General features: G+C 64.3%; 19 protein-coding genes and 1 pseudogene. 10 read left to right on the top strand and 10 right to left on the bottom strand.

Features of this window, described 5'->3' with window-relative positions:
* Nucleotides 1-76: 76 nt before the first annotated feature.
* Both rhlB and ABE459_RS22085 read right to left on the bottom strand, forming a co-directional pair.
* Nucleotides 77-1,540, bottom strand: a complete 1,464-nt coding sequence (rhlB, locus tag ABE459_RS22090; RefSeq protein WP_125462682.1) for an ATP-dependent RNA helicase RhlB — start codon at nt 1,538-1,540, stop codon at nt 77-79.
* Nucleotides 1,541-1,632: 92 nt separating this feature from the next.
* Nucleotides 1,633-2,289, bottom strand: a complete 657-nt coding sequence (locus ABE459_RS22085) for an alpha/beta fold hydrolase (RefSeq protein WP_125462683.1) — start codon at nt 2,287-2,289, stop codon at nt 1,633-1,635.
* Nucleotides 2,290-2,625: 336 nt separating this feature from the next.
* Here ABE459_RS22085 and ABE459_RS22080 point away from each other — a divergent pair, with 336 nt between their 5' ends.
* The 4 genes from ABE459_RS22080 (at nt 2,626) to ABE459_RS22065 (ending at nt 6,783) form a co-directional block, all read left to right on the top strand.
* Nucleotides 2,626-3,654 carry an amino acid ABC transporter substrate-binding protein gene (locus ABE459_RS22080; RefSeq protein WP_125462684.1) on the top strand — a complete coding sequence of 343 codons (1,029 nt, stop codon included), beginning with the start codon at nt 2,626-2,628 and terminating at the stop codon, nt 3,652-3,654.
* A gap of 67 nt (nt 3,655-3,721) precedes the next feature.
* Nucleotides 3,722-4,900 (top strand): amino acid ABC transporter permease, encoded by a 1,179-nt coding sequence (locus ABE459_RS22075; protein WP_125462685.1) that lies wholly within the window; start codon nt 3,722-3,724, stop codon nt 4,898-4,900.
* A gap of 10 nt (nt 4,901-4,910) precedes the next feature.
* Entirely contained in the window at nt 4,911-6,008 is a 1,098-nt protein-coding gene (locus ABE459_RS22070; protein ID WP_125462686.1) for an amino acid ABC transporter permease, read from the top strand.
* A gap of 10 nt (nt 6,009-6,018) precedes the next feature.
* Nucleotides 6,019-6,783, top strand: coding sequence for an amino acid ABC transporter ATP-binding protein (locus ABE459_RS22065; protein WP_125462688.1), 765 nt, complete (start codon nt 6,019-6,021; stop codon nt 6,781-6,783).
* Between the two features lie 184 nt (nt 6,784-6,967).
* Here the strand turns inward: ABE459_RS22065 and algW are convergent, their stop codons facing one another.
* Entirely contained in the window at nt 6,968-8,128 is a 1,161-nt protein-coding gene (algW, locus tag ABE459_RS22060) for a Do family serine endopeptidase AlgW (RefSeq protein ID WP_125462690.1), read from the bottom strand.
* Nucleotides 8,129-8,347: 219 nt separating this feature from the next.
* Here algW and ABE459_RS22055 point away from each other — a divergent pair, with 219 nt between their 5' ends.
* Nucleotides 8,348-10,699 carry a response regulator gene (locus ABE459_RS22055; protein WP_323830898.1) on the top strand — a complete coding sequence of 784 codons (2,352 nt, stop codon included), beginning with the start codon at nt 8,348-8,350 and terminating at the stop codon, nt 10,697-10,699.
* Here ABE459_RS22055 and ABE459_RS22050 read toward each other — a convergent pair.
* Together ABE459_RS22050 and msrB are read right to left on the bottom strand one after the other, a co-directional pair.
* On the bottom strand, nt 10,689-11,177 hold the full coding sequence (locus ABE459_RS22050) for a glutathione peroxidase (protein ID WP_125463199.1): 489 nt from the start codon (nt 11,175-11,177) through the stop codon (nt 10,689-10,691). The genes ABE459_RS22055 and ABE459_RS22050 overlap by 11 nt on opposite strands.
* 12 nt (nt 11,178-11,189) lie before the next feature.
* The gene (msrB, locus tag ABE459_RS22045) at nt 11,190-11,585 is read right to left on the bottom strand and encodes a peptide-methionine (R)-S-oxide reductase MsrB (protein ID WP_110996440.1); all 396 of its coding nucleotides are present in this window, start codon (nt 11,583-11,585) and stop codon (nt 11,190-11,192) included.
* A 165-nt stretch (nt 11,586-11,750) separates the two neighbouring features.
* On the opposite strand from msrB, the gene ABE459_RS22040 reads away from it, so the two are divergent.
* The gene (locus ABE459_RS22040) at nt 11,751-12,962 is read left to right on the top strand and encodes a pyridoxal phosphate-dependent aminotransferase (RefSeq protein ID WP_125463198.1); all 1,212 of its coding nucleotides are present in this window, start codon (nt 11,751-11,753) and stop codon (nt 12,960-12,962) included.
* A 302-nt stretch (nt 12,963-13,264) separates the two neighbouring features.
* Nucleotides 13,265-14,152 (top strand): protease HtpX, encoded by an 888-nt coding sequence (gene htpX / locus ABE459_RS22035; RefSeq protein WP_125463197.1) that lies wholly within the window; start codon nt 13,265-13,267, stop codon nt 14,150-14,152.
* A 177-nt stretch (nt 14,153-14,329) separates the two neighbouring features.
* Here htpX and ABE459_RS22030 read toward each other — a convergent pair whose 3' ends face one another.
* Nucleotides 14,330-14,977 (bottom strand): thiopurine S-methyltransferase, encoded by a 648-nt coding sequence (locus ABE459_RS22030; RefSeq protein WP_323830897.1) that lies wholly within the window; start codon nt 14,975-14,977, stop codon nt 14,330-14,332.
* Between the two features lie 101 nt (nt 14,978-15,078).
* On the opposite strand from ABE459_RS22030, the gene ABE459_RS22025 reads away from it, so the two are divergent.
* Nucleotides 15,079-15,831 (top strand): class III extradiol ring-cleavage dioxygenase, encoded by a 753-nt coding sequence (locus ABE459_RS22025; protein ID WP_323830896.1) that lies wholly within the window; start codon nt 15,079-15,081, stop codon nt 15,829-15,831.
* Nucleotides 15,832-15,986: 155 nt separating this feature from the next.
* Here the strand turns inward: ABE459_RS22025 and ABE459_RS22020 are convergent.
* A pseudogene (locus tag ABE459_RS22020) lies at nt 15,987-17,706 on the bottom strand (DEAD/DEAH box helicase).
* Between the two features lie 392 nt (nt 17,707-18,098).
* On the bottom strand, nt 18,099-18,854 hold the full coding sequence (locus ABE459_RS22015; RefSeq protein WP_258645568.1) for a spermidine synthase: 756 nt from the start codon (nt 18,852-18,854) through the stop codon (nt 18,099-18,101).
* A gap of 117 nt (nt 18,855-18,971) precedes the next feature.
* Here ABE459_RS22015 and ABE459_RS22010 point away from each other — a divergent pair, with 117 nt between their 5' ends.
* The gene (locus tag ABE459_RS22010) at nt 18,972-20,318 is read left to right on the top strand and encodes a 3-deoxy-7-phosphoheptulonate synthase class II (RefSeq protein ID WP_110996494.1); all 1,347 of its coding nucleotides are present in this window, start codon (nt 18,972-18,974) and stop codon (nt 20,316-20,318) included.
* Here ABE459_RS22010 and ABE459_RS22005 read toward each other — a convergent pair.
* Together ABE459_RS22005 and ABE459_RS22000 are read right to left on the bottom strand one after the other, a co-directional pair.
* Nucleotides 20,299-21,519, bottom strand: a complete 1,221-nt coding sequence (locus ABE459_RS22005; RefSeq protein WP_346648136.1) for a winged helix-turn-helix domain-containing protein — start codon at nt 21,517-21,519, stop codon at nt 20,299-20,301. The genes ABE459_RS22010 and ABE459_RS22005 overlap by 20 nt on opposite strands.
* A 282-nt stretch (nt 21,520-21,801) precedes the next feature.
* Nucleotides 21,802-22,020, bottom strand: coding sequence for a DUF1127 domain-containing protein (locus ABE459_RS22000; protein ID WP_125463191.1), 219 nt, complete (start codon nt 22,018-22,020; stop codon nt 21,802-21,804).
* Between the two features lie 96 nt (nt 22,021-22,116).
* Between ABE459_RS22000 and ABE459_RS21995 the strand changes: the two genes are divergently transcribed.
* Complete coding sequence (locus tag ABE459_RS21995) at nt 22,117-22,968, top strand: LysR substrate-binding domain-containing protein (RefSeq protein WP_125463190.1); 852 nt, start codon at nt 22,117-22,119, stop codon at nt 22,966-22,968.
* Nucleotides 22,969-23,080: the final 112 nt, after the last annotated feature.

Below are 23,080 nucleotides of genomic sequence, written 5' to 3'. Positions count from 1 at the left end.
CCACAGGAGTCGCCTGTGGGAGCGGGCTTGACCCGCGAAGGGCTGCAGAGCAGCCCCAATAAGTGTGACAGTCGCCTCAGTGCCCTTTGCGCGGCACCGGCTTGAGCAGCTCGTCCGGGGGCATTTCGCACTTGATCTTGCGCCCCAGCAGTTCCTCGATCGCCGGCAACTGGTAGGAGTCGTCCTCACCGGCGAAGCTGATCGACACACCCTCGGCACCCGCGCGGCCAGTCCGGCCAATGCGGTGCACGTAGTCATCCGGGTCTTCCGGCAGGGTGAAGTTGATCACATGGCTGATGCCGTCGATGTGGATGCCACGGCCGGCCACATCGGTGGCCACCAGCACGGTGATGCGCCCTTCGCGGAAATTTTCCAGGGTACGGATGCGCTTGTGCTGCGGCACGTCGCCGGAAAGCTGGGCGGCGTTGATGCCGTCGCGCACCAGTTTTTCCTCGATGCGCCGCACTTCATCCTTGCGGTTGGCGAACACCATCACCCGTTCCCATTTGTGCTGGGTGACCAGGTTGTACAGCAGTTTGTACTTGTCGCTGCCGGCCACCGCGTAGACGTGCTGCTCGACGGTTTCGCTGGCGACGTTCTCCGGTTCGATCTCGACGATGGCCGGGTTGGTGGTCCACTGCTTGGCCAGGTTCATCACGTCGTCGGTGAAGGTGGCGGAGAACAGCAGGGTCTGGCGCTCGCTCTTCGGCGGGGTCTGGCGGATGATCTGCCGCACCTGGGGGATGAAGCCCATGTCGAGCATGCGGTCGGCTTCGTCCAGCACCATCACCTCGACCATGTCCAGGTGCACTTCGCCACGCTGCTGGAAGTCCAGCAGACGGCCCGGAGTGGCCACCAGGATGTCGCAGTGGCGGGCTTCGAGGGCCTTGAGCTGCTTGTCGAAGTCCATGCCGCCGACGAAGCTCATCACGTTCAGGCCGCTGTATTTGGTCAGGGCCACGGCGTCCTTGGCGATCTGTACCACCAGTTCGCGGGTCGGGGCGATGATCAGCGCGCGCGGTTCGCCCATGTAGCGCTCTTTGGGCGGTGGGGTCTGCTGCAGCTGCGAGATGATCGAGATCAGGAACGCGGCGGTCTTGCCGGTGCCGGTCTGGGCCCGACCAATGGCGTCCTGGCCACGCAGGGTGTAGCCCAGTACGCCGGCCTGGATCGGCGTGCAATATGGGAACCCGAGGTCGTGGATGGCATGCATCAGCTCGTTGGAAAGCTTGAAGTCGTGGAAGCGGGTCTTGCCCTCTTGCGGCTCGACCACGAAGTCTTCGGGCTTCCACAGGCTGGCCTGGGGTTTGGGTTTGCGCTCGCGACGTGGCTTTGGCGTGGCGGGCTGCTGCGCGCGGACTGGCTCGGTGGCCGGCTTGTCGGCGGCGGCCGGCGCGGCTTTGGGCTTGGCGCTGGCGCGCGGCGCAGTATTTTCTGCGGCCGGTTGCGGTGCCGGCGCGGGCGGGGTCACGGCGACGGGCTCGGCGGCTGGCGGCGCGGCGTCTCCCTTGGCGAATATTTTCTTGAGTGCCTTGAGCACGATCGTCTCGTCAACTGGTTAAGGAATGTACGCCGGGCAGTGTAATGCAAGAATCGGGCGCGGCGTAGTGCAATGCTCGGGCGGCTACAGGCTCACTGCAACTGGCGGCTCAGCCAGTCGTGGATATCGTTCAGCTCGGCCACCGCCACCTCGTGTTCCATTGGGTATTCGTGCCATTGCGCGGCCACACCCCAGGTATTGAGGTACTCGAACGCCGTGCGGCCCATCGATGGGATCACCACCGGGTCATGCACGCCGTGCAGGCACAGCGCGGGTGTGCGCTGCTGGCAGGCGCTCAGTTGCTGGCTGTCGGTGAAGGTCGGGGCGTAGGTGGACAGGGCGATCACCCCGCCCAGGGCTTCCTGCCACTTTATATAAGCGGTGTGCAGCACCACGGCGCCACCCTGGGAAAAGCCCGCCAGGATGATCCGCGACAGGTTGATGCCCTTGGCCTGTTCGGCCTTGATCAGCGCGATGATCTGCCCGGCCGACTCCTCAAGCTGCGCTTCGTCGATGGCCCGTGCCGGGGTCATGGCCTTGATGTCGTACCAGCTGGGCATTTCATAGCCGCCGTTGATGGTCACCGGGCGGGTAGGGGCCTGGGGCATGACGAAGCGGGTGCTGAGCAGGCGCTCCTGGAGAAACTCGGCCACCGGTAGGAAGTCGTAACGGTCGGCCCCCAGGCCGTGCAACCAGATCACACAGGCGTCGGCGGTGTTCTGGGGTTCGAGAATCAGCGGGTTGGTCATGACTGCTCCGAAAAAGTGCGTGCGTACGTAATGAGTGCGTAAAAAGAAGGCGGTGGAGGTTAATGCCAGAAAAAGATGTCGCAACTCTACAACTTTTCCTACTTGACGCCCGCTTAATCGCTTAAGCCAGCAACTGTGGTACGCCCTTTGCTACGACCTTGTCATGCGAAGGAGTGGGCCAGTCACGGTAACACCCCTCGTGTGGATATAAAGGCTGTCATAGAACAGCTCATTGCGCCAATTGACCCAAAAACAAGCCAACACGGGGTCGGATGCGCCTCATAAGGGTGCGGTGCAATTCCGGCTCGTACAACAAGAGCGATTTGGAGGTTGTTGATGAAGATGTTGAAAACCACCCTGGCAGTCCTGACCGCCGCCGCTGCGCTGGGCGCCACCAGCTTCGCCCAGGCCGGCGCCACCCTCGACGCGGTGCAGAAGAAGGGCTTCGTCCAGTGTGGCGTGAGCGATGGTCTCCCAGGTTTCTCGGTCCCTGACGCCAAAGGCAACATCGTCGGTATCGATGCCGATGTCTGCCGCGCCGTGGCCGCCGCCGTGTTCGGCGACGCCAAGAAGGTCAAGTTCAGCCAGCTCAACGCCAAGGAACGCTTCACTGCGCTGCAGTCCGGCGAAGTCGACGTGCTGTCGCGCAACACCACCTGGACCAGCTCGCGCGATGCCGGCATGGGCCTGGTGTTCGCCGGCGTCACCTACTACGACGGCATCGGCTTCCTGGTGAACAAGAAGCTCGGCGTTTCCAGCGCCAAGGAGCTCGACGGCGCCACCATCTGCATCCAGGCCGGTACCACCACCGAACTGAACGTCTCCGACTACTTCCGCGCCAATGGCCTGAAGTACACCCCGATCACCTTCGACACCTCCGACGAGAGCGCCAAGTCGCTGGAGTCGGGCCGTTGCGACGTACTGACCTCCGACAAGTCGCAGCTCTACGCACAGCGCTCCAAGCTGGCCGCGCCGACCGAATACGTGGTACTGCCGGAAACCATCTCCAAGGAGCCGCTGGGCCCGGTGGTGCGCAAAGGCGACGAAGAGTGGTTCAGCATCGTCAAGTGGACCCTGTTCGCCATGCTCAATGCCGAAGAGATGGGCATCACCTCGAAGAACGTCGAGGCCGAAGCCAAGGCCACCAAGAACCCCGACGTCGCCCGTATGCTCGGCGCCGACGGCGAGTACGGCAAGGACCTGAAGCTGCCGAAGGACTGGGTGGTACAGATCGTCAAGCAGGTCGGCAACTACGGCGAAGTGTTCGAGAAGAACCTGGGCAAGGAAACCCCGCTGCAGATCGACCGCGGCCTGAACGCCCTGTGGAACAACGGCGGCATCCAGTACGCACCGCCAGTGCGCTGATGCCTGCACCCTGCGGCGGTATCCTGCCGCCGCAGGTCGTTCGACTCCCTTCTTTTCGGGGCACTTCATGCAAAATCAAATCGGCGCACGGAAAGGGTTTTCCCTTAGCGATCCACGTGTGCGCGCGTGGCTGTTCCAGATCGTCACGGTGGTCTTCGTGGCCGGCCTGGGCTGGTACCTGTTCCACAACACCCAGACCAACCTGCAGCACCGGGGCATCACCTCGGGCTTCGACTTCCTCGAGCGCAGTGCCGGCTTCGGCATTGCCCAGCACCTGATCCCCTATGTGGAATCGGACAGCTATGCCCGGGTGTTCGTCATCGGCCTGCTCAACACCCTGCTGGTGACCTTCATCGGCATCATCCTGGCGACGCTGTTGGGCTTCATCATCGGCGTGGCACGGCTGTCGCAGAACTGGATGATCAACAAGCTGGCGACGGTATACGTGGAAACCTTCCGCAACATCCCGCCGCTGCTGCAGATCCTGTTCTGGTACTTCGCGGTGTTCCTCACCCTTCCGGGGCCGCGGGGCAGCATCAATATCGACGACACATTCTTCATCAGCAACCGTGGCCTGAACATGCCCGGTGCCTCGATGGCCGAGGGCTTCTGGCCGTTCGCGGCGGCGCTGGCGCTGGCAATCGTCGCCATCGTGCTGATGGTGCGCCATGCCAACAAGCGCTTCGACGAGACCGGCCAGCCGTTCCACAAGTTCTGGGTCGGCCTGCTGTTGCTGGTCGGCATCCCTGGCGTTTGCGCGCTGCTGTTCGGCAGCCCGGTGCACTGGGAAGTGCCGCAGCTCAAGGGCTTCAACTTCGTCGGTGGCTGGGTGCTGATCCCCGAACTGCTGGCGTTGACCCTGGCACTGACGATCTATACCGCAGCGTTCATCGCTGAAATCGTGCGCTCCGGCATTCGCTCGGTCAGCCATGGCCAGACCGAAGCGGCCCGCTCGCTCGGCCTGCGCGAAGGCCCGACGCTGCGCAAGGTGATCATCCCTCAGGCGCTGCGGGTGATCATTCCGCCGCTGACCAGCCAGTACCTGAACCTGGCGAAGAACTCGTCGCTGGCTGCCGGCATCGGCTACCCGGAGATGGTCTCGCTGTTCGCCGGTACCGTGCTCAACCAGACCGGCCAGGCCATCGAGGTGATCGCCATCACCATGAGCGTCTATCTCGCCATCAGCATCAGCATTTCGCTGTTGATGAACTGGTACAACAAGCGCATTGCGCTGATCGAACGGTGAGGGTACTTCCGTGACAGCTCATGTTTTCAAACCTGACATGCCGCCACCGGTGAAGACCATCGGCGTGCTCGCCTGGATGCGGGCCAACCTGTTCTCCAGCTGGCTGAACACCCTGCTGACGCTGTTCGCCCTGTACCTGGTGTGGCTGATCGTGCCGCCCTTGCTGCAATGGGCGTTCATCGATGCCAACTGGGTCGGCACCACCCGTGCCGACTGCACCAAGGACGGCGCCTGCTGGGTGTTCATCCAGCAGCGTTTTGGCCAGTTCATGTATGGCTACTACCCCAGCGAGCTGCGCTGGCGCGTCGACCTGACCGTTTGGCTCGCGGTGCTCGGCGCCGCACCGTTGTTCATCAAGCGCTTCCCCCGCAAGGCCGTTTACGGGCTGGGCTTCCTGGTGCTGTACCCGGTGCTGGCCTACACCCTGCTGCATGGCGGCTACCTGGGCCTGGCCAACGTACCCACCAACCAGTGGGGCGGCCTGATGCTCACCCTGGTGATCGCCACGGTCGGCATCGTCGGTGCGCTGCCGCTGGGTATCCTGCTGGCCCTGGGGCGCCGTTCGAACATGCCGGCAGTTAAGGTGGTCTGTGTCACCTTCATCGAGTTCTGGCGCGGCGTGCCGCTGATCACCGTGCTGTTCATGTCCTCGGTGATGCTGCCGCTGTTCCTGCCCGAGGGCATGAGCTTCGACAAGCTGCTGCGGGCGATGATCGGCGTGATCCTGTTCCAGTCGGCGTACATCGCCGAGGTGGTGCGCGGTGGTTTGCAGGCCATCCCCAAGGGCCAGTACGAAGCTGCCGCGGCCATGGGCCTGGGCTACTGGCGGGCGATGGGCCTGGTGATCCTGCCCCAGGCGCTCAAGCTGGTGATCCCCGGCATCGTCAACACCTTCATTGCCCTGTTCAAGGACACCAGCCTGGTGATCATCATCGGCCTGTTCGACCTGCTCAACAGCGTCAAGCAGGCGGCTGCCGACCCTGCCTGGCTGGGCATGGCGACCGAGGGCTACGTGTTCGCCGCCTTGGTGTTCTGGATTTTCTGTTTCGGTATGTCCCGCTACTCCATGCACCTGGAGCGCAAGCTGGACACTGGCCACAAGCGTTAGGAGTTTCGAAATGAGTGAAGCGATCAAGCAGCCTGCCGGCCCCGAAGGCATCATCCAGATGCAGGGCGTGAACAAGTGGTACGGCCAGTTCCATGTGCTCAAGGACATCAACCTGAACGTGCGCCAGGGTGAGCGCATCGTGTTGTGCGGGCCGTCCGGCTCGGGCAAGTCGACCACCATCCGCTGCCTCAACCGCCTGGAAGAGCACCAGCAGGGGCGCATTGTCGTCGACGGCGTGGAGCTGACCAACGACCTCAAGCAGATCGAGGCGATCCGCCGCGAGGTAGGCATGGTGTTCCAGCACTTCAACCTGTTCCCGCACCTGAGCATCCTCGAGAACTGCACCCTGGCGCCCATGTGGGTACGCAAGATGCCGCGGCGCAAGGCCGAGGAAATCGCCATGCACTACCTGGAGCGCGTGCGTATTCCAGAGCAGGCGCACAAGTACCCGGGGCAGTTGTCCGGTGGTCAGCAGCAGCGCGTGGCGATTGCCCGGGCGCTGTGCATGAAACCGAAGATCATGCTGTTCGACGAACCGACATCGGCGCTCGACCCGGAGATGGTGAAGGAAGTGCTCGACACCATGGTCAGCCTGGCCGAGGACGGCATGACCATGCTCTGCGTGACCCACGAGATGGGCTTTGCCCGCACCGTGGCGAACCGGGTGATCTTCATGGACAAGGGCGAGATCGTCGAGCAGGCGGCGCCGGACGAGTTCTTCGACCGGCCGCGCAGTGACCGGACCAAGTTGTTCCTGAGCCAGATCCTGCATTGATGAAAAAAGGGCTGCTTTGCAGCCCTTTTTGCAGCGGCTGACGCGGTCAACTGTAGGAGCGGCCTTGTGTCGCGATGGGCCGCGTAGCGGCCCCGGGGATATGTGCTGCGAAGCTGAAAACCTGGGGCCGCTTACGCTTCCCATCGCGACACAAGGCCGCTCCTACAGGGCGGTCTGTGTAGTCTTAGTTCTCTTCTTTTGCGGCCACCGGCGCCGGTGGTGGCCGCAGCCCCACCTCGGCGATCAGCTTCAGTTGCTGACCATTGCGCACCACTTCGATGGTGATCTTCTCGGTAGGCTTGATCCGCGCCACCTGGTTCATCGACTTGCGGCCATCGCCGGCCGGTTCGCCGTTGATGCTGAGGATCACATCCCCCAACTGCAGCCCCGCACGTGCCGCCGGGCCATCGCGGAAAATCCCCGCCACGACGATGCCCGGGCGCCCCTGCATGCCGAACGACTCGGCCAGCTCCTGGCTCAGCGGCTGCACTTCGATGCCCAGCCAGCCACGGATCACCTGGCCGTGCTCGACGATCGATTTCATCACCTCCAGCGCCAGCTTGACCGGAATGGCGAAGCCGATGCCTTGCGAACCGCCGGATTTGGAGAAGATTGCCGTGTTGATGCCCACCAGGTTGCCGTTGGCATCGACCAGCGCGCCGCCAGAGTTGCCCGGGTTGATCGCCGCGTCGGTCTGGATGAAGTCTTCGTAGTTGTTCAGGCCCAGCTGGTTGCGGCCGGTGGCGCTGATGATGCCCATGGTCACGGTCTGGCCGACGCCGAAGGGGTTGCCGATGGCCAGGGTGACGTCGCCGATGTGGATGTTGTCCGAACGACCGATGGTGATCGCCGGCAGGTTCTTGAGGTCGATCTTCAGTACCGCGAGGTCGGTTTCCGGGTCACTGCCGATGACCCGGGCCAGGGTTTCGCGGCCATCCTTGAGCGCCACGACGATCTGGTCGGCACCACTGGTGACGTGGTTGTTGGTCAGCAGGTAGCCCTCGGGGCTCATGATCACCGCCGAACCCAGGCTCGATTCCCAGCGCCGCTGCTTGGGCAGGTTGTCGCCGAAGAAACGCCGGAACTGCGGGTCTTCGAACAGCGGGTGGGCGCTCTTGTTGACCACCTTGGTGGTGTACAGGTTGACCACCGCCGGGGCGGCCAGGGTCACGGCATCGGCATAGGAGACCGGGCCCTGCATGATCCGGGTAGTCTGCGGGGCCTGCTGCAGGTTGACGTCCTGGCTGGGCAGGCCGACCCATTGCGGGAAACGCTGGATAACCAGCAAGGCGATCAATACGCCGGTGAGCAGGGGCCAGCCGAAATAACGCAGAGCCTTGAGCATGAATCAATCCTGGGAGTAGGGCGGGGGCCACATCGGTGCGGCCCAGGGTGCGAGCGCGCGCGATCATACACGTGAAAAAGTCGATCGGCGACGGCTGCCTCATCGCGGGGCAAGCCCGCTCCCACGCCAGGTAGTGAAGGCGTGGGAGCGGGCTTGCCCCGCGATGGCAGTCAAGGCTGAATGTTTGACAGACCCGCCAGCAGCCAGGGCTGATCGGCTATGCTTGCGCAGCGCACGGAGCACATCACCGGCTTGGGACCCATGGATATCAAGTTCACCAATCGCCTGTCATACAAGCAAGCCCGGTTGACAGTCCTGGTCGGCTTCATCCTGGGAACATTGCTCAGTCTCATCCAGATCGGCATCGATTATGCCAGCGAAGACGCGTCCATCAACCGTGAAATTCAGGCGCTGCTGAAGATCAGCCACGACACCGCCTCACGGATTGCCTACAACATCGACACCGAGCTGGCCCAGGAACTCACCGGTGGCCTGCTCAAATCTCCGGCGCTGCTGCGCGCCCGCCTGATCGACAACAACGACACGGTACTGGCCGACACCGAGCGCCCCAGGCTGGAAAGCCGCTACCGACCGCTGTCGGACTTCCTGTTCGGCGAGCAGCGCCAGTTCCAGGACCGCCTGTACCTGGCGCACATGCCCGGCGAGTACCTGGGCACCCTGTACCTGGACGTCGACACCTTTGCCTTCGGCGGGCGCTTCCTCGACCGCGCCGGGGTTACCCTGCTCAACGGTTTCGCCCGCAGCCTGGTGCTCACCGGCATCCTCCTGGCGCTGTTCTACCTGATGCTGACCAAACCGCTGGTCACGGTGATCAGTGCCTTGAGCGGTGGCGATGCGCGCACGCCGCGGCAAACCCGGGTGGACTGCCCCAAGGGCCATGAAAACGACGAGATCGGCGTGCTGGTCAAGGTCGCCAACCAGCAGTTCGTCAGCATGGCCACCGAGATCCAGCAGCGGCGCAACGCCGAGAACCGCCTGACGCAATACCTCAACGAACTGGAAGACATCGTCTCGGCCCGCACCAACGAGCTCAAGGCCAGCAACAATCGCCTGAGCCAGTCCAACCAGGAGCTCGACGAAGCGCGTCAGCGTGCCCTGGGCATGGCCCAGGCGCGGGCTGCCTTCCTGGCCAACATGAGCCACGAAATCCGCACACCGCTCAACGGCATGCTCGGCATGATCGCCCTGGCCCTGGACAGCCCCCTGGCCGGCGAACAACGCCAGCAGCTGTCAATCGCCCACGACTCGGGCAAAGTGCTGGTGGAACTGCTCAACGATATTCTCGATCTGTCCAAGTTCGACGCCGGCCAGCTGGAGCTCGAACGCATCCCCTTCGACCTTGGGGCAATGCTCGAAGACACCGCCAACCTGCTGTCGCAGAACGCCGCGGCCAGCGTCGAGCTGACCTGCCTGATCAGCGCGAACTTCCCCAGCAGCGTGCTCGGCGACCCCACTCGGGTCAGGCAGATCGTCAGCAACCTGCTGTCCAACGCGCTCAAGTTCACCCGCTTCGGGCGCGTCGACCTGCGCCTGTCGTGCATCGTCGGTGGCGTACGCCTGGAGGTCAGCGACACCGGCATCGGCATCCCCGAGGAGGCCCAGGCGCGCATCTTCCAACCCTTCACCCAGGCTGGCGCGGGCATCACCCGCCAGTATGGCGGCACCGGCCTGGGCCTGGCCCTGACCCACAACCTGTGCAAGGCCATGCAGGGCCGCCTGCACATTCAGTCGGAAACCGGCTTTGGCAGCCGCTTCAGCGCCGACCTGCCGCTGCCCGCCCACACCGAGGCGATCCCGCCAGCGCCGCTGGCCGGGCGCGTGGCGGCACTGACGAATGCCGGCAGCGGCCTGGCCGAGCTGCTGCAAGGGCTGCTGCCGGGCTGGGGGCTGGACTACGTGCGGATCGACGCGGCCAGCGAACTCAACGGGGTCGTCGACCTGCTGATCACCGATGACCTGGACCCGGTACTGGCACTGCGCCCAAGCATCCAGGCGCCGATCCTGCTGGTGACCGCCTACGGCAGCTTCCTGCCCAGCGAGCAGGCCACGCAACTGGCCCCCCTGCAGCAACTCGCCCGCCCCCTGGCGCGCAACGCCCTCTATCACACCCTGCGCCGCACCCTGCAGGGCGAGACCAACGCCCCACTGCCCCATGAGGTGTCGCTGGCACAGGAACGTCGGGCGCGCATCCTGCTGGTCGAGGACAACCCGGTGAACCAGTTGGTGGCCAAGGGCTTGTTGGGCAAGCTCGGCTGCCAGGTGCAGGTCGCCGCCCAGGGCGCCGAAGCCCTGGAGTTTCTGGAGCAGGAAACCTTCGACCTGGTGCTGATGGACTGCAACATGCCCGTGATGGACGGCTACGAAGCCAGCCGGCGCATCCGCCAGAGCGGACGCTGGCCGGAACTGCCCATCGTCGCCCTGACCGCCAACGCCATGCCCGAGGAGCGCGAACGCTGCCGCGCCGCCGGCATGAACGACTATCTGGCCAAGCCGTTCCGCCGCGAAGAGTTACTGGCGCTGATCGATCATTGGGTGCCGCTCAGCGCTTGAGCAAACGTTCGATGTCGGCCTCCAGGGCCTGGGGCTTGGTGGTCGGCGCGTAGCGTATGACCTTGCCGGTGGCCGGATCGAGCAAGAACTTGGTGAAGTTCCACTTGATCTTCTGCGAACCCAAAAGGCCCGGGGCACGCTGCTTGAGCGCGGCGAACAGCGGGTGGGCGCCTGGGCCGTTGACCTCGACCTTGCGAAACAGCGGGAAGCTCACGCCGAAATTGACCTCGCAGAACTGCGCGATCTCGCGGGCATCGCCCGGCTCCTGCTTGCCGAACTGGTTGCAGGGGAAGCCCAGCACCACCAACCCTTGCTCGCGGTAGTCCTGCCACAGGCGCTCCAGGCCCTTGTACTGCGGGGTAAAACCGCACTGGCTGGCGGTGTTGACCACCAGCAGCGCCTTGCCGGCGAAATCGCCCAGCACTTTCTGCTCGCCACCGAGGGTGACACAGGGGATGTCCAGCAGTGCATCGGCCATGCGTTTGCTCCTTCAATCGCGGGGTTTGAGGTCCAGGCACACCGAGTTGATGCAATAGCGCAGGCCGGTCGGTGGCGGGCCGTCAGGGAACACGTGGCCCAGATGGGCGTCGCATTGCGCGCAGGTGACTTCGGTGCGGATCATGCCGTGGGAGGTGTCGCGGATCTCGATCATCGCGGCCTCTTCGATTGGCTGGTAGAAGCTCGGCCAGCCGCAACCGGAGTCGAACTTGGCCTTGGCGTCGAACAGCGCCAGGTCGCAGCAGATGCAGTGGTAGATACCGTCGCGCCGCTCGCTGTTGTACTTGCCGCTGAACGGCCGCTCGGTGCCTTTGAGGCGGCACACCTGGTACTGGGCGGGGTCGAGCATGGCGCGCCACTCGTCCAGTGTCTTGTCGATCTTTTGCATGAAGGGACCTCGGCAGGCTGAATTTCACCTCGCACCGTCTTTATTTATGGCGCGGGTGGAACGTATATTAGTTGGCTTTCCAAGCCAGCCAGTCTGGCATGCGCCTCGCCCTTTTCAAACCTTTCACCGGCGGCGCGCCGCGCCTTGTCCAACCAGGATCCCATCATGCAGTTCAGCAAATCGAACAAGCTCGCCAATGTCTGCTACGACATTCGCGGCCCGGTGCTCAAGCACGCCAAACGTCTGGAAGAGGAAGGCCACCGCATCCTCAAGCTGAACATCGGCAACCCGGCGCCGTTTGGCTTCGAGGCGCCGGACGAAATCCTCCAGGACGTCATCCGCAACCTGCCCACCGCCCAGGGCTACAGCGATTCCAAAGGCCTGTTCAGCGCGCGTAAAGCGGTGATGCAGTACTGCCAGCAGAAGGAAATCGAAGGCGTCACCATCGAGGACATCTACCTGGGCAACGGCGTGTCCGAGCTGATCGTGATGTCGATGCAGGCCCTGCTCAACAACGGCGACGAAGTGCTGATCCCGGCCCCCGACTACCCGCTGTGGACCGCCGCGGTGAGCCTGGCCGGCGGCAAGCCGGTGCATTACCTGTGCGACGAGCAGGCCGACTGGTTCCCTGACCTCGAAGACATCAAGGCCAAGATCACCCCGAACACCAAGGCCCTGGTGATCATCAACCCGAACAACCCCACCGGCGCGGTGTACTCCAAGGAGCTGCTGCTGGGCATGCTGGAACTGGCGCGCCAGCACAACCTGGTGGTGTTCTCCGACGAGATCTACGACAAGATCCTCTACGACGAAGCCGTGCACATCAGCACTGCGTCGCTGGCCCCGGACCTGCTGTGCCTGACCTTCAACGGCCTGTCCAAGTCGTACCGCGTGGCAGGCTTCCGCTCCGGCTGGCTGATCATCTCGGGCCCCAAGCAACATGCCCAGAGCTACATCGAAGGCATCGACATGCTGGCCAACATGCGCCTGTGCGCCAACGTGCCGGCCCAGCACGCCATCCAGACCGCCCTGGGCGGCTACCAGAGCATCAATGACCTGGTACTGCCTCCTGGCCGCCTGCTGGAGCAGCGCAACCGCACCTATGAACTGCTCAACGACATCCCCGGCGTGAGCTGCGTCAAGCCGATGGGCGCGCTGTACGCGTTCCCGCGTATCGACCCCAAGGTGTGCCCGATCTTCAACGACGAGAAATTCGCCCTCGACCTGCTGCTCTCGGAGAAGCTGCTGATCGTCCAGGGCACGGCGTTCAACTGGCCGTGGCCGGACCACTTCCGCGTCGTCACCCTGCCACGGGTGGATGACCTGGAGCAGGCGATCGGCCGAATCGGCAACTTCCTGCGCACCTACTCGCAGTAACGCGCTCCGCGTTGTGTAGGAGCGGCCTTGTGTCGCGATAGGGCTGCGCAGCAGCCCCAGGATCTTGGCATCATGCAAAATCGTCGGGGCTGCTACGCAGCCCTATCGCGACACAAGGCCGCTCCTACAGGCGATTCATTCTTACATCCTGCAACGCTCTCTCCCACAGCCTCTCCGGCATCCTCTGCCATACTCCCCGCGTACACAGTTTGAAATAGTCGACCGGTTGAAACCGCCAGGCCTCCCCCTTATATACCCCCGCAGTACGCAACAATCTTATCCGTCAGGAGAACGTGACAACCATGATGCGCATTCTGTTGTTTGTAGCCACCAACCTCGCGGTGGTGCTGGTTGCAAGCATTACCCTGAGCCTGTTCGGCTTCAACGGGTTCATGGCCGCCAACGGGGTTGACCTCAACCTGGGCCAGTTGCTGGTCTTCTGCGCCGTGTTCGGTTTCGCAGGTTCGCTGGTCTCGCTGTTCATCTCCAAGTGGATGGCGAAGATGAGCACCGGCACCCAGATCATCAGCCAGCCGCGCACCCGCCACGAACAGTGGCTGCTGCAGACCGTCGAAGAGCTGTCCCGCGAAGCCGGCATCAAGATGCCCGAAGTGGGTATCTTCCCGGCCTACGAGGCCAACGCCTTCGCCACCGGCTGGAACCGCAACGACGCGCTGGTCGCGGTATCGCAAGGCCTGCTCGAGCGCTTCTCGCCCGATGAAGTGCGTGCGGTACTGGCCCACGAAATCGGCCACGTGGCCAATGGCGACATGGTCACCATGGCGCTGGTGCAAGGCGTGGTGAACACCTTCGTGATGTTCTTCGCCCGCATCATCGGCAACTTTGTCGATCGGGTGATCTTCAAGAACGAAGAAGGCCACGGTATCGCCTACTTCGTGGCGACCATCGTCGCCGAGCTGGTGCTGGGCATCCTCGCCAGCATCATCGTCATGTGGTACTCGCGCCGCCGCGAGTTCCGCGCCGACGAAGCCGGCGCCCACCTGGCCGGTACCGGCGCGATGATCGGTGCCCTGCAGCGCCTGCGCAGCGAACAGGGCCTGCCGGTGCACATGCCCGATACCATGAAGGCCTTCGGCATCAACGGCGGCCTCAAGCACGGCCTGGCCGGCCTGCTGATGAGCCACCCGCCACTGGAAGACCGCATCGACGCACTGCGCCGCCGCGGCTGATCCAGGGCTTGGGCGAAAAGGGCGACTTCGGTCGCCCTTTTTTATTCCTGCATGGTGGCCGTACCGGCCTCATCGCCGGCAAGCCGGCTCCCACTGCGAACGCATCAGCCCAAGCCTTGCGCTTACCCTGTGGGAGCCGGCTTGCCGGCGATGGGGCCGGAGCAGCCACCGTCGCAGTCAACGGGCTATCCGGTAGACCCGCTCCACCAGGCTCGGTACACCAGCGCTCTGAAACTTCGGGCTGTCTGCGAGAATCTGCACCTGCTCGGCTTCCATAACCTGCCAACCCGCAAACCCCTGACGCACCTCGCCATCCCCCACCGAAAACGGCGGCCCGTCGATCAACGACTGGTCGTAGTCCAGCGTCACCAGCAAGCCCTTGCCGATGGCTGGCAAATCATCCAGCAGCGCCATATAGCGCTCGCGCATCCGGGGCGGCAGGGCAATCAGCGCCGCCCGGTCGTAAAGCCCGGTGCAGCCGGCCACATCCTCGGCCTTCAACGCGAAGATATCCCCGCACCACAGCTCGATCTCGCCACAGCGCCACACCTCGAAAGCGCCCCGCTGGGAAACCTCGGCCAGCAGCCCGTGCTCGACAAAGAAGTCTTCCACCGCCCGCCGCGACAGCTCGACGCCAAGCACCCGATAGCCCTGCGCAGCCAGCCACAGCAGGTCCAGGCTCTTGCCACACAAGGGCACCAGCACCTGAGCCCCGACGGCCAGGCCCAACGCCGGCCAGTGCGCCTGCAGGTACGGGTTCACCTGGAGCTGGTGAAAGCCGATCTGGTTGTCCGCCCACCGCTTGTGCCAGAACGCTGGCTCCATGATTCCTCCCGGTTTTTCGATATTTAGCCGTAAAAACTTATATTGGATCTCGATCGTTTCCTGATCGAAGATGACAGCATCTTACCTGCCAGGACCTCGCCATGTTGCCCAGCCTGTTCATCTCCCATGGATCGCCCATGCTCGCCCTGCAACCTGGCGCCAGCGGCCCGGCCCTGGCCGCCCTGGCCCGCGCCCTGCCCCGCCCGAAGGCGATCGTGGTGGTGTCGGCCCACTGGGAAAGCCGCGAGCTGCTGGTGACGAGCAACCCCCAGCCCCAGACCTGGCATGACTTTCACGGTTTCCCGCCGGCCCTTTATGCCGTGCAGTATCCGGCACCGGGCGAGCCTGCGCTGGCTCGCCGAGTGGCCGATCTGCTGGGCGCCAAGCTGGACGACAAACGCCCCTTCGACCATGGCACCTGGGTGCCGCTGTCGCTGATGTACCCGGCGGCGGATATCCCGGTGATCCAGGTGTCGCTGCCCAGCCAGGCTGGCCCCGCCCTGCAACTTAAGGTCGGCCAGGCACTGTCGGCACTGCGCGAGGAAGGCATCCTGCTGGTCGGCTCGGGCAGCATTACCCATAACCTTGGCGAGCTCGACTGGCATGCCGGGCCAGAGACCATCGAGCCCTGGGCGCTGGCGTTTCGTGACTGGGTGGTGGAGCGCCTGCGAGCCGGTGACCAAGCGGCGCTGCTGGAGTACCGGCACCAGGCACCATTCGCGGTGCGCAACCACCCCAGCGATGAGCATCTGTTGCCGCTGTACTTCGCCATGGGGTCAGGTGAGCGCTTCGGCATCGTGCACCAGGGCTTTACCCTGGGGGCGCTGGGGATGGATATCTATCGGTTCGACTGAAGGACCTCTTCGCGGGTAAACCCGCTCCCACAGGTATTGCGCCGGATTTCAACTTAGCGCTGTACCTGTGGGAGCGGGTTTACCCGCGAAGAGGTCGGTGCAGGCAAAAAAAATCCCCGACCAAGGCCGGGGATTTTTTCATTGCAGCGCCAGGATCAATCCTCGCGGTAACGGCGCAGCTTCAGCTGCTTACCGGCTACGCGGGTGTCCTTGAGCTTGGTCAGCAGACGCTCCAGGCCATCTTCCGGCAGCTCGACCAGGCTGAAGCTGTCGCGTACCTGGATGCGGCCGATGGCGTCACGCGCCAGGCCACCTTCGTTGAGGATCGCGCCCAGCAGGTTCTTGGCGGCGATACCGTCACGGGCACCCAGGGCGGTACGGCAACGCACGCGGCCTTCGGCCAGCGGCATCGGCGCACGACGCTCGCGGTCACCACTGCGCTCGCTACGCTCACCACGCTCGCCACGCTCACCGGTGCTGCGCTCGCGCGGGCTGTGGGTCGGCACCAGCGGCTGCTCGCGCTCCACCGAAGCCAGGTCCAGGGCTTGGCCATTGGTGGCCTTGCGCAGCAGGGCCGAAGCCAGTGCACGCGCGCTGCAACCCAGGTCGGCGGTCAGGCGGTCGAACAACTCGCCGTGGCTGGCCTCGGACTCGGCCACCAGCGGCGCCAGGCTCTTGGTCAGCTTCTTGATGCGCGCATCGAGCACGGCTTGCGGGTTAGGCAGGCGGGCTTCGGCGACCTTCTGGCCGGTAACACGCTCGATGACCTGCAGCATGCGGCGCTCACGCGGGGTGACCAGCAGCAGCGCACGGCCTTCGCGACCGGCACGGCCGGTACGGCCGATACGGTGCACGTAGGACTCCGGGTCGTACGGCATGTCAACGTTGAACACGTGAGTGATGCGCGGTACGTCCAGGCCACGGGCAGCGACGTCGGTAGCGACGACGATGTCCAGGCGGCCATCCTTGAGCGAGTCGATCACGCGCTCACGCTGGTTCTGGGCGATGTCACCGTTCAGTGCGGCAGCCTTGTAACCCTTGGCTTCCAGCGCGGCGGCCAGGTCCAGGGTGGCTTGCTTGGTACGCACGAAGGCGATCAGCGCGTCGAACTCTTCCACTTCCAGCAGGCGCAGAACAGCCGGGATCTTCTGGTCGGCATGGACCATCAGGTGGGCCTGGTCGATCGCGGTGACGGTCTGGGTCTTGCTCTGGATCTTGACGTGCTTCGGCTCGCGCAGATGGCGCTCGGCGATCGAACGGATCGAAGACGGCAGGGTGGCGGAGAACAGCACGGTCTGGCGCGAGGCCGGGATGGCATCGAAGATCACTTCGAGGTCGTCCATGAAACCGAGCTTGAGCATCTCGTCCGCTTCGTCCAGTACCAGGTACTGCACGGTGGACAGGACTTTCTCGTCGCGACGCAGGTGGTCGCACAGACGGCCAGGGGTAGCGACGACGATTTGCGCGCCGTTACGGATGGCACGCAGTTGTGGGCCCATCGGGGCACCACCGTATACAGCCACCACGTTAACGCCCGGCATCTGCTTGGCGTAGGTTTCGAAAGCGGTAGCAACTTGCAGCGCCAACTCACGGGTTGGCGCCAGGATCAGGGCTTGCGGTTCGCGCTTGCTCACGTCGATCTTGTTGAGGATCGGCAGGGCGAAGGCAGCGGTCTTGCCGGTGCCAGTCTGCGCCTGGCCGATCATGTCGTGACCGGCGAGGATGATCGGGATCGACTGTTGCTGAATGGCCGACGGCTCTTCGTAGCCGGTGGCCACGACGGCAGCAACAATATTCGGATTGAGTTCGAGAGCGGCGAATCCGCCGGTTTCCTGGGTCATGGGTCTGCCTCTAGGTGCATCCGCAAAGACCCATGCTCCAAAGCTGCACATGCCTTGAAAGACCAAACGGTCACCCAGGCAGCTTTGGCGGCGGGGATTTGCGAAAACGATTGAAAATGGGAACGTCTTGGGAAAGTCCGACTAGCGGACGCGCAGCCGAAGCTGGGTTCGGAGGATTTGCACCACCTGATTTGCGGCCCGCTAAAAGACCGGCGCGTACTATATACGAATTCGGTGAGAACCGTGAGAAATATTTCTGAAGGAAAGGCCAGTATCGGGCCATCGAACCGGGCGGGCTGAATCGATTCCCTTTTACATCCGTCTCGGCCTCTTCGCGGGTAAACCCGCTCCCACAGGTCAGCACTGGCTCGGAACTCCACAGCCTCTGTGGGAGCGGGTTTACCCGCGAAGAAGACGACGCGGTTTTCAGGTAGCCGGCCGCACCGCCTTGATCAGGTATTCCAGCGAGTAGCCCAAGCGAGGCGCCAGCGCCTCGGCACGGGCGCGCAGGCTGTCGATGTCCAACTGCTGATCCAGATCGGCTGGCACCAGCAGGATCACGTTGCCCTCCTTCACCGGCAACTCCCAGTAATGGCGGTGGTATAGCCCGCGCAGCAAGGCGGCACCCAGTGGCCTGCCGTCATCGCTGGCCCACTGGTTGATCACCAGCCAGCCACCCGGGTTGAGCTGCTTCTGGCAGTTCTCCAGGAACGTCCAGGCCAGGTGGCCAACACCGGGACCATGGTCGGTATAGAGGTCGACAAAGACCAGGTCGGCCTTTTCCGCCGTCGGCAGCAGTTCCATGGCATCCCCCACCCGCACGTATAACCGCGGGTCATCGTCCAGGCCCATGAACTCCATGGCCAGGCGCGGCACGTCGGGGCGCAGCTCGATGGCCTCGACATCGTCCAGCGGCAGGTACTTGAGGCACGCTTGCGTCAGGGTACCGGCGCCGAGGCCGAGGAACAGCGCACTCTCGGGCTGTTCATGACACAGCGCGCCGACCAGCATGGCGCGGGTGTAGTCGTACTCCAGCCAGCTGGGGTCGGCGGTAAAGGTGCAGCTCTGCTCGATGGCGTCGCCGAACTCGAGGAAGCGGTAGTCCTCCACCTCGTACACGCTGATGACGCCAAAGGCGTCCTCCACCCGTGCCAGCAGCCGCTCTTCCCGCTCCGTCGCCATCCCACCACCGCCTGCGCAAAACGCGCATTGTCCGCCAATGCCGGTGGTGCAACAAGCACGTCGGCGGCTGTACCATGGCAGCTACGCCTGAACCGACACTTATAGATAGAGCCCGTGATGACCCAACCCTGGAGCCCTGACAGCTGGCGCGCCCTGCCGATCCAGCAGCAACCCGTCTACCCGGACGCCGCCCACCTGCTGAAGGTGGAGCAGACGCTGGCCAGCTATCCGCCGCTGGTGTTCGCCGGCGAGGCCCGTGAACTGCGCCGGCAGTTCGCCGAGGTCACCGAAGGCCGGGCTTTCCTGCTCCAGGGCGGCGACTGTGCCGAAAGCTTCGCCGAGTTCTCGGCGGCGAAGATCCGCGACACCTTCAAGGTGCTGCTGCAGATGGCCATCGTCATGACCTTCGCCGCCGGCTGCCCGGTGGTCAAGGTCGGGCGCATGGCCGGCCAGTTCGCCAAGCCGCGCTCGGCCAACGATGAAACCATCGGCAACGTCACCCTGCCCGCCTACCGCGGCGATATCGTCAACGGCATCGGCTTCGACGCCGCCAGCCGCGTGCCCGACCCCGAGCGCCTGCTGCAGGCCTACCACCAGGCCACGGCCAGCCTCAACCTGCTGCGCGCCTTCGCCCAGGGTGGCTTCGCCGACCTGCACCAGGTGCACAAGTGGAACCTGGACTTCATCGCCAACTCGGCACTGGCCGACAAGTACCACCAACTGGCCAACCGCATCGACGAAACCCTGGCGTTCATGCGTGCCTGCGGCCTGGACACCGCGCCCCAGTTGCGCGAAACCAGCTTTTTCACGGCCCACGAAGCGCTGCTGCTCAACTATGAAGAAGCCTTCGTGCGCCGCGACAGCCTGACCGGCGACTACTACGACTGCTCGGCACACATGCTGTGGATCGGCGACCGCACCCGCCAGCTGGACGGCGCCCATGTCGAATTCCTGCGCGGTGTGCACAACCCGATCGGGGTGAAAGTCGGGCCGAGCATGGACCCCGAAGAGCTGATCCGCCTGATCGACGTGCTCAACCCGGACAACGACCCGGGCCGTCTCAACCTGATCGTGCGCATGGGCGCCGGCAAGGTCGGCGCGCACCTGCCGGGGCTGATCCGTACCGTCGAGCGCGAAGGGCGCAAGGTGCTGTGGAGCTCAGACCCGATGCACGGCAATACCATCAAGGCCAGCAGCGGGTACAAGACCCGCGACTTCGCGCAGATCCTCGACGAGGTCAAGCAGTTCTTCCAGGTGCACCAGGCCGAAGGTAGCCATGCCGGCGGCATCCATATCGAGATGACCGGGCAGAACGTCACCGAATGCATCGGCGGCGCCCGACCGATCACCGAAGACGCCCTGTCCGATCGCTACCACACCCATTGCGACCCGCGCATGAACGCCGACCAGTCCCTTGAGCTGGCCTTCCTGATCGCCGAAACCCTCAAGCAGGTGCGCCGCTGAGCAATGCCTGACGCAGCCGGCTGCCCTCGGCGCGAGGGCAGTTGAGCTGCACCTGCTCAAGCCCCAACCAAGCGGTCAGGCGCCGCAACTCGATGGCCAGCGCCTGGTAGCCCTCCTCGTCCAACCCTCGCTCTTCTTCATGCACCGCGTGCACCGCCAGCCGCCCATGGGCGCGCTCGGCACGCAGGTCCAGGCGCGCGGCAATGCGCTCGCGGTGCAGGAAAGGCAGCACGTAATAGCCGTACACCCGCTTGTGCGCCGGGGTGTAGATTTCCAGCCGGTAGCGGAAGTCGAACAACCGCTCGGTGCGGCTGCGCTCCCAGACCAGCGAATCGAACGGCGACAGCAAGGCGCTGGTGTGGATGCGCCGGGGGATGCGCGGCGTGCCCGCCAGATAGGCGGGTTGCTTGCAGCCCTGAACCGAACAGGCCTGCAAGCGCCCGTCCGCCAGCAATTCGGCCAGGGCTGCCTTGCTGTGCTGGGGTGAAAGGCGAAAATAATCGCGCAGGTCCTGCTCGGTAGCCACACCAAGCGCGTTGGCGGCATGCAGCATCAGGCCCTGATGGGCTTCGGCCTCGCTGGGCACCGACTGGTCGAGAATGGCGGCGGGCAGCACCCGCTCGGGCAGGTCATACAGGCGCTCGAAACCGCGGCGCCCGGCCACCGTCACCTCACCTGCGGCGAACAGCCATTCCAACGCGTGTTTCTCTTCGCTCCAGTCCCACCAGGGGCCAGCGCGTTCCTCGCGGGTCGACAGGCTGCCAGCGCCCAGTGCGCCGCGCTCGGCCACCGCCGCCAGTACGCGCGCAATCACCTCGGGACGATCACGGCCAAAGGCCGCGAGCTGCCGATAGATGCCCCGGCCTTCACGGGCCTGGGCCATGCGCCAGTGCATCAGCGGGTACAGCGCAAGCGGCAGCAGCGAGGCTTCATGGCCCCAGTATTCAAACAGCCGGCGCTGGCGACGCGTGCCCCAGGCGAGCTGGTCGAGCGCCGCCTGTGGGTAATCGCCCAGGCGCGAGAACAACGGCAGGTAGTGGGAACGGACCAGGGCATTGACCGAATCGATCTGCACCACGCCCAGGCGCTGGAATGTGCGATTGAGGCTGGCGAGCGTGGCCGGGGTATCGGGGGACTTGCCGAAGCCTTGGGCGGACAGCGCCAGGCGGCGGGCCTGCTGGATGGACAGTTCGAGGGGCAAAGCCTGTACCTCCGATTGATCTACAACCCTTCTTGTGTCTGCACCATAGCATTCGCGGCTAAAGCCGCTCCCACAGGAACACCGCTAGCCCGCAAGCAGCGGTGTTCCTGTGGGAGCGGCTTTAGCCGCGAAGAGGCCGGCGAAGCCTTCACCCCCTGACTTGCGCAGCGGATCTTCCAAAAAGTGCCGGTCGGCCCCCACAGGTTCACCGCTAGCCCGCAAGCAGCGGTGTTCCTGTGGGAGCGGCTTTAGCCGCGAAGAGGCCGGCGAGGCCTTACCCCCTCACTTGCGCAGCGGGTCTTCCCAGAAGTGCCGGTCGGCTTCCTGCTGGATATCCGCCCGCGACAGCCCCAGGTCGTGCAGCGTCGCATCGCTCAGGCGCGCCAATTCATCGCGCTGGCGGTGCAACTCGTACCAGCGCAGGAACAGCCCGCCGGCATCGTGCAGCAGATGGTTAAGGGCCGATACCGGCTGGTGAGCAACATTGAAATGACCTTTCATCTTGACGCCCTCCGTGTGGATGGCCTCAGTCTCTGCCCAGGCCTAAGATCAATCCAACGAATGTTTCTGATGCCATGCATCTCGGAGATTGATGCAATGTCCCAGTATCAGAGTCTCGATGCCGACGTGCTGCGCACCTTCGTCGCCATTGCCGAGCAAGGCGGCTTCACCCGCGCAGGTGAAGTGGTCAACCGCACCCAGTCGGCGGTCAGCATGCAGATGAAGCGCCTGGAGGAAGACATCCTGCAGCGCCAGCTGTTCGAGCGCGACGGCCGCCAGGTGCGCCTGACCGCCGAGGGCGAGGTGCTGCTGGGTTACGCCCGGCGCATCCTCAAGCTGCATGGCGAAGTATTCAATACCCTGCGCATGCCACACATGGTCGGGGTGGTGCGCATCGGCACCCCGGACGACTATGCCATGCGCTACCTGCCCGGCATCCTCACCCGCTTCGCCCAGGCCTACCCGCTGATCCATGTCGAGGTGCACTGCGACTCGTCGAAACAGCTGATGCTGCGCCAGGATCTGGACCTGACCATCGTCACCCGTGAACCCGGCAATGAAATAGGCCAGTTGCTGCGCCAGGAACGGCTGGTGTGGGCGGCGGCCCGAGGCTACTGCCCACAGGAACAGCGGCCGATGCCGCTGGCGCTGTTCAACACCGACTGTTTCTGCCGCGCCTGGACCTGCAATGCCCTGGAGCAACAGGGCATCGAATACCGTATCGCCTACACCAGCCCCAGCCTGGCGGCGATCTTCGCCATCGTCAGCGCCGGGCTGGCGGTGACCGCGCAACTGCACAGCCTGGTCGGCGGCGAGCTGCGCATCCTTGGCGAGGACGATGGCCTGCCGCAGCTGCACATGGCCAATGTGATGCTGCTGCGCAACGCGCAACAGCAGTCGCCGATCACCGATTGCATGGCCGAGTTCATTGTCGAAGGTTTTTTGTAGGAGCGGCCTTGCCGGGGCGCCGGACCGGCCGGAAAGGGCCGCGTAGCGGCCCCAGGATTTGCGTTATCACATAGATTGCCGGGGCTGCTGCGCAGCCCTTTCCGGCCGGTCC

It is taken from the genome of Pseudomonas sp. TWI923 (assembly GCF_039673365.1).
Classification (GTDB): domain Bacteria; phylum Pseudomonadota; class Gammaproteobacteria; order Pseudomonadales; family Pseudomonadaceae; genus Aquipseudomonas; species Aquipseudomonas sichuanensis.
This window is presented reverse-complemented; position numbering and strand designations above follow the sequence as displayed.

What these genes read in the sequence shown, in the direction of transcription:
- ABE459_RS22030 (WP_323830897.1), bottom strand. Translation starts at nt 14,977, where the DNA reads ATGGAGCCAGCGTTCTGGCACAAGCGGTGGGCGGACAACCAGATCGGC.
- ABE459_RS21995 (WP_125463190.1), top strand. Translation starts at nt 22,117, where the DNA reads ATGTCCCAGTATCAGAGTCTCGATGCCGACGTGCTGCGCACCTTCGTC.
- ABE459_RS22025 (WP_323830896.1), top strand. Translation starts at nt 15,079, where the DNA reads ATGTTGCCCAGCCTGTTCATCTCCCATGGATCGCCCATGCTCGCCCTG.
- htpX (WP_125463197.1), top strand. Translation starts at nt 13,265, where the DNA reads ATGATGCGCATTCTGTTGTTTGTAGCCACCAACCTCGCGGTGGTGCTG.
- ABE459_RS22015 (WP_258645568.1), bottom strand. Translation starts at nt 18,854, where the DNA reads ATGGCGACGGAGCGGGAAGAGCGGCTGCTGGCACGGGTGGAGGACGCC.
- ABE459_RS22080 (WP_125462684.1), top strand. Translation starts at nt 2,626, where the DNA reads ATGAAGATGTTGAAAACCACCCTGGCAGTCCTGACCGCCGCCGCTGCG.
- ABE459_RS22075 (WP_125462685.1), top strand. Translation starts at nt 3,722, where the DNA reads ATGCAAAATCAAATCGGCGCACGGAAAGGGTTTTCCCTTAGCGATCCA.
- ABE459_RS22050 (WP_125463199.1), bottom strand. Translation starts at nt 11,177, where the DNA reads ATGGCCGATGCACTGCTGGACATCCCCTGTGTCACCCTCGGTGGCGAG.
- ABE459_RS22010 (WP_110996494.1), top strand. Translation starts at nt 18,972, where the DNA reads ATGACCCAACCCTGGAGCCCTGACAGCTGGCGCGCCCTGCCGATCCAG.
- ABE459_RS22055 (WP_323830898.1), top strand. Translation starts at nt 8,348, where the DNA reads ATGCTTGCGCAGCGCACGGAGCACATCACCGGCTTGGGACCCATGGAT.
- ABE459_RS22000 (WP_125463191.1), bottom strand. Translation starts at nt 22,020, where the DNA reads ATGAAAGGTCATTTCAATGTTGCTCACCAGCCGGTATCGGCCCTTAAC.
- msrB (WP_110996440.1), bottom strand. Translation starts at nt 11,585, where the DNA reads ATGCAAAAGATCGACAAGACACTGGACGAGTGGCGCGCCATGCTCGAC.
- ABE459_RS22040 (WP_125463198.1), top strand. Translation starts at nt 11,751, where the DNA reads ATGCAGTTCAGCAAATCGAACAAGCTCGCCAATGTCTGCTACGACATT.
- algW (WP_125462690.1), bottom strand. Translation starts at nt 8,128, where the DNA reads ATGCTCAAGGCTCTGCGTTATTTCGGCTGGCCCCTGCTCACCGGCGTA.
- ABE459_RS22085 (WP_125462683.1), bottom strand. Translation starts at nt 2,289, where the DNA reads ATGACCAACCCGCTGATTCTCGAACCCCAGAACACCGCCGACGCCTGT.
- ABE459_RS22065 (WP_125462688.1), top strand. Translation starts at nt 6,019, where the DNA reads ATGAGTGAAGCGATCAAGCAGCCTGCCGGCCCCGAAGGCATCATCCAG.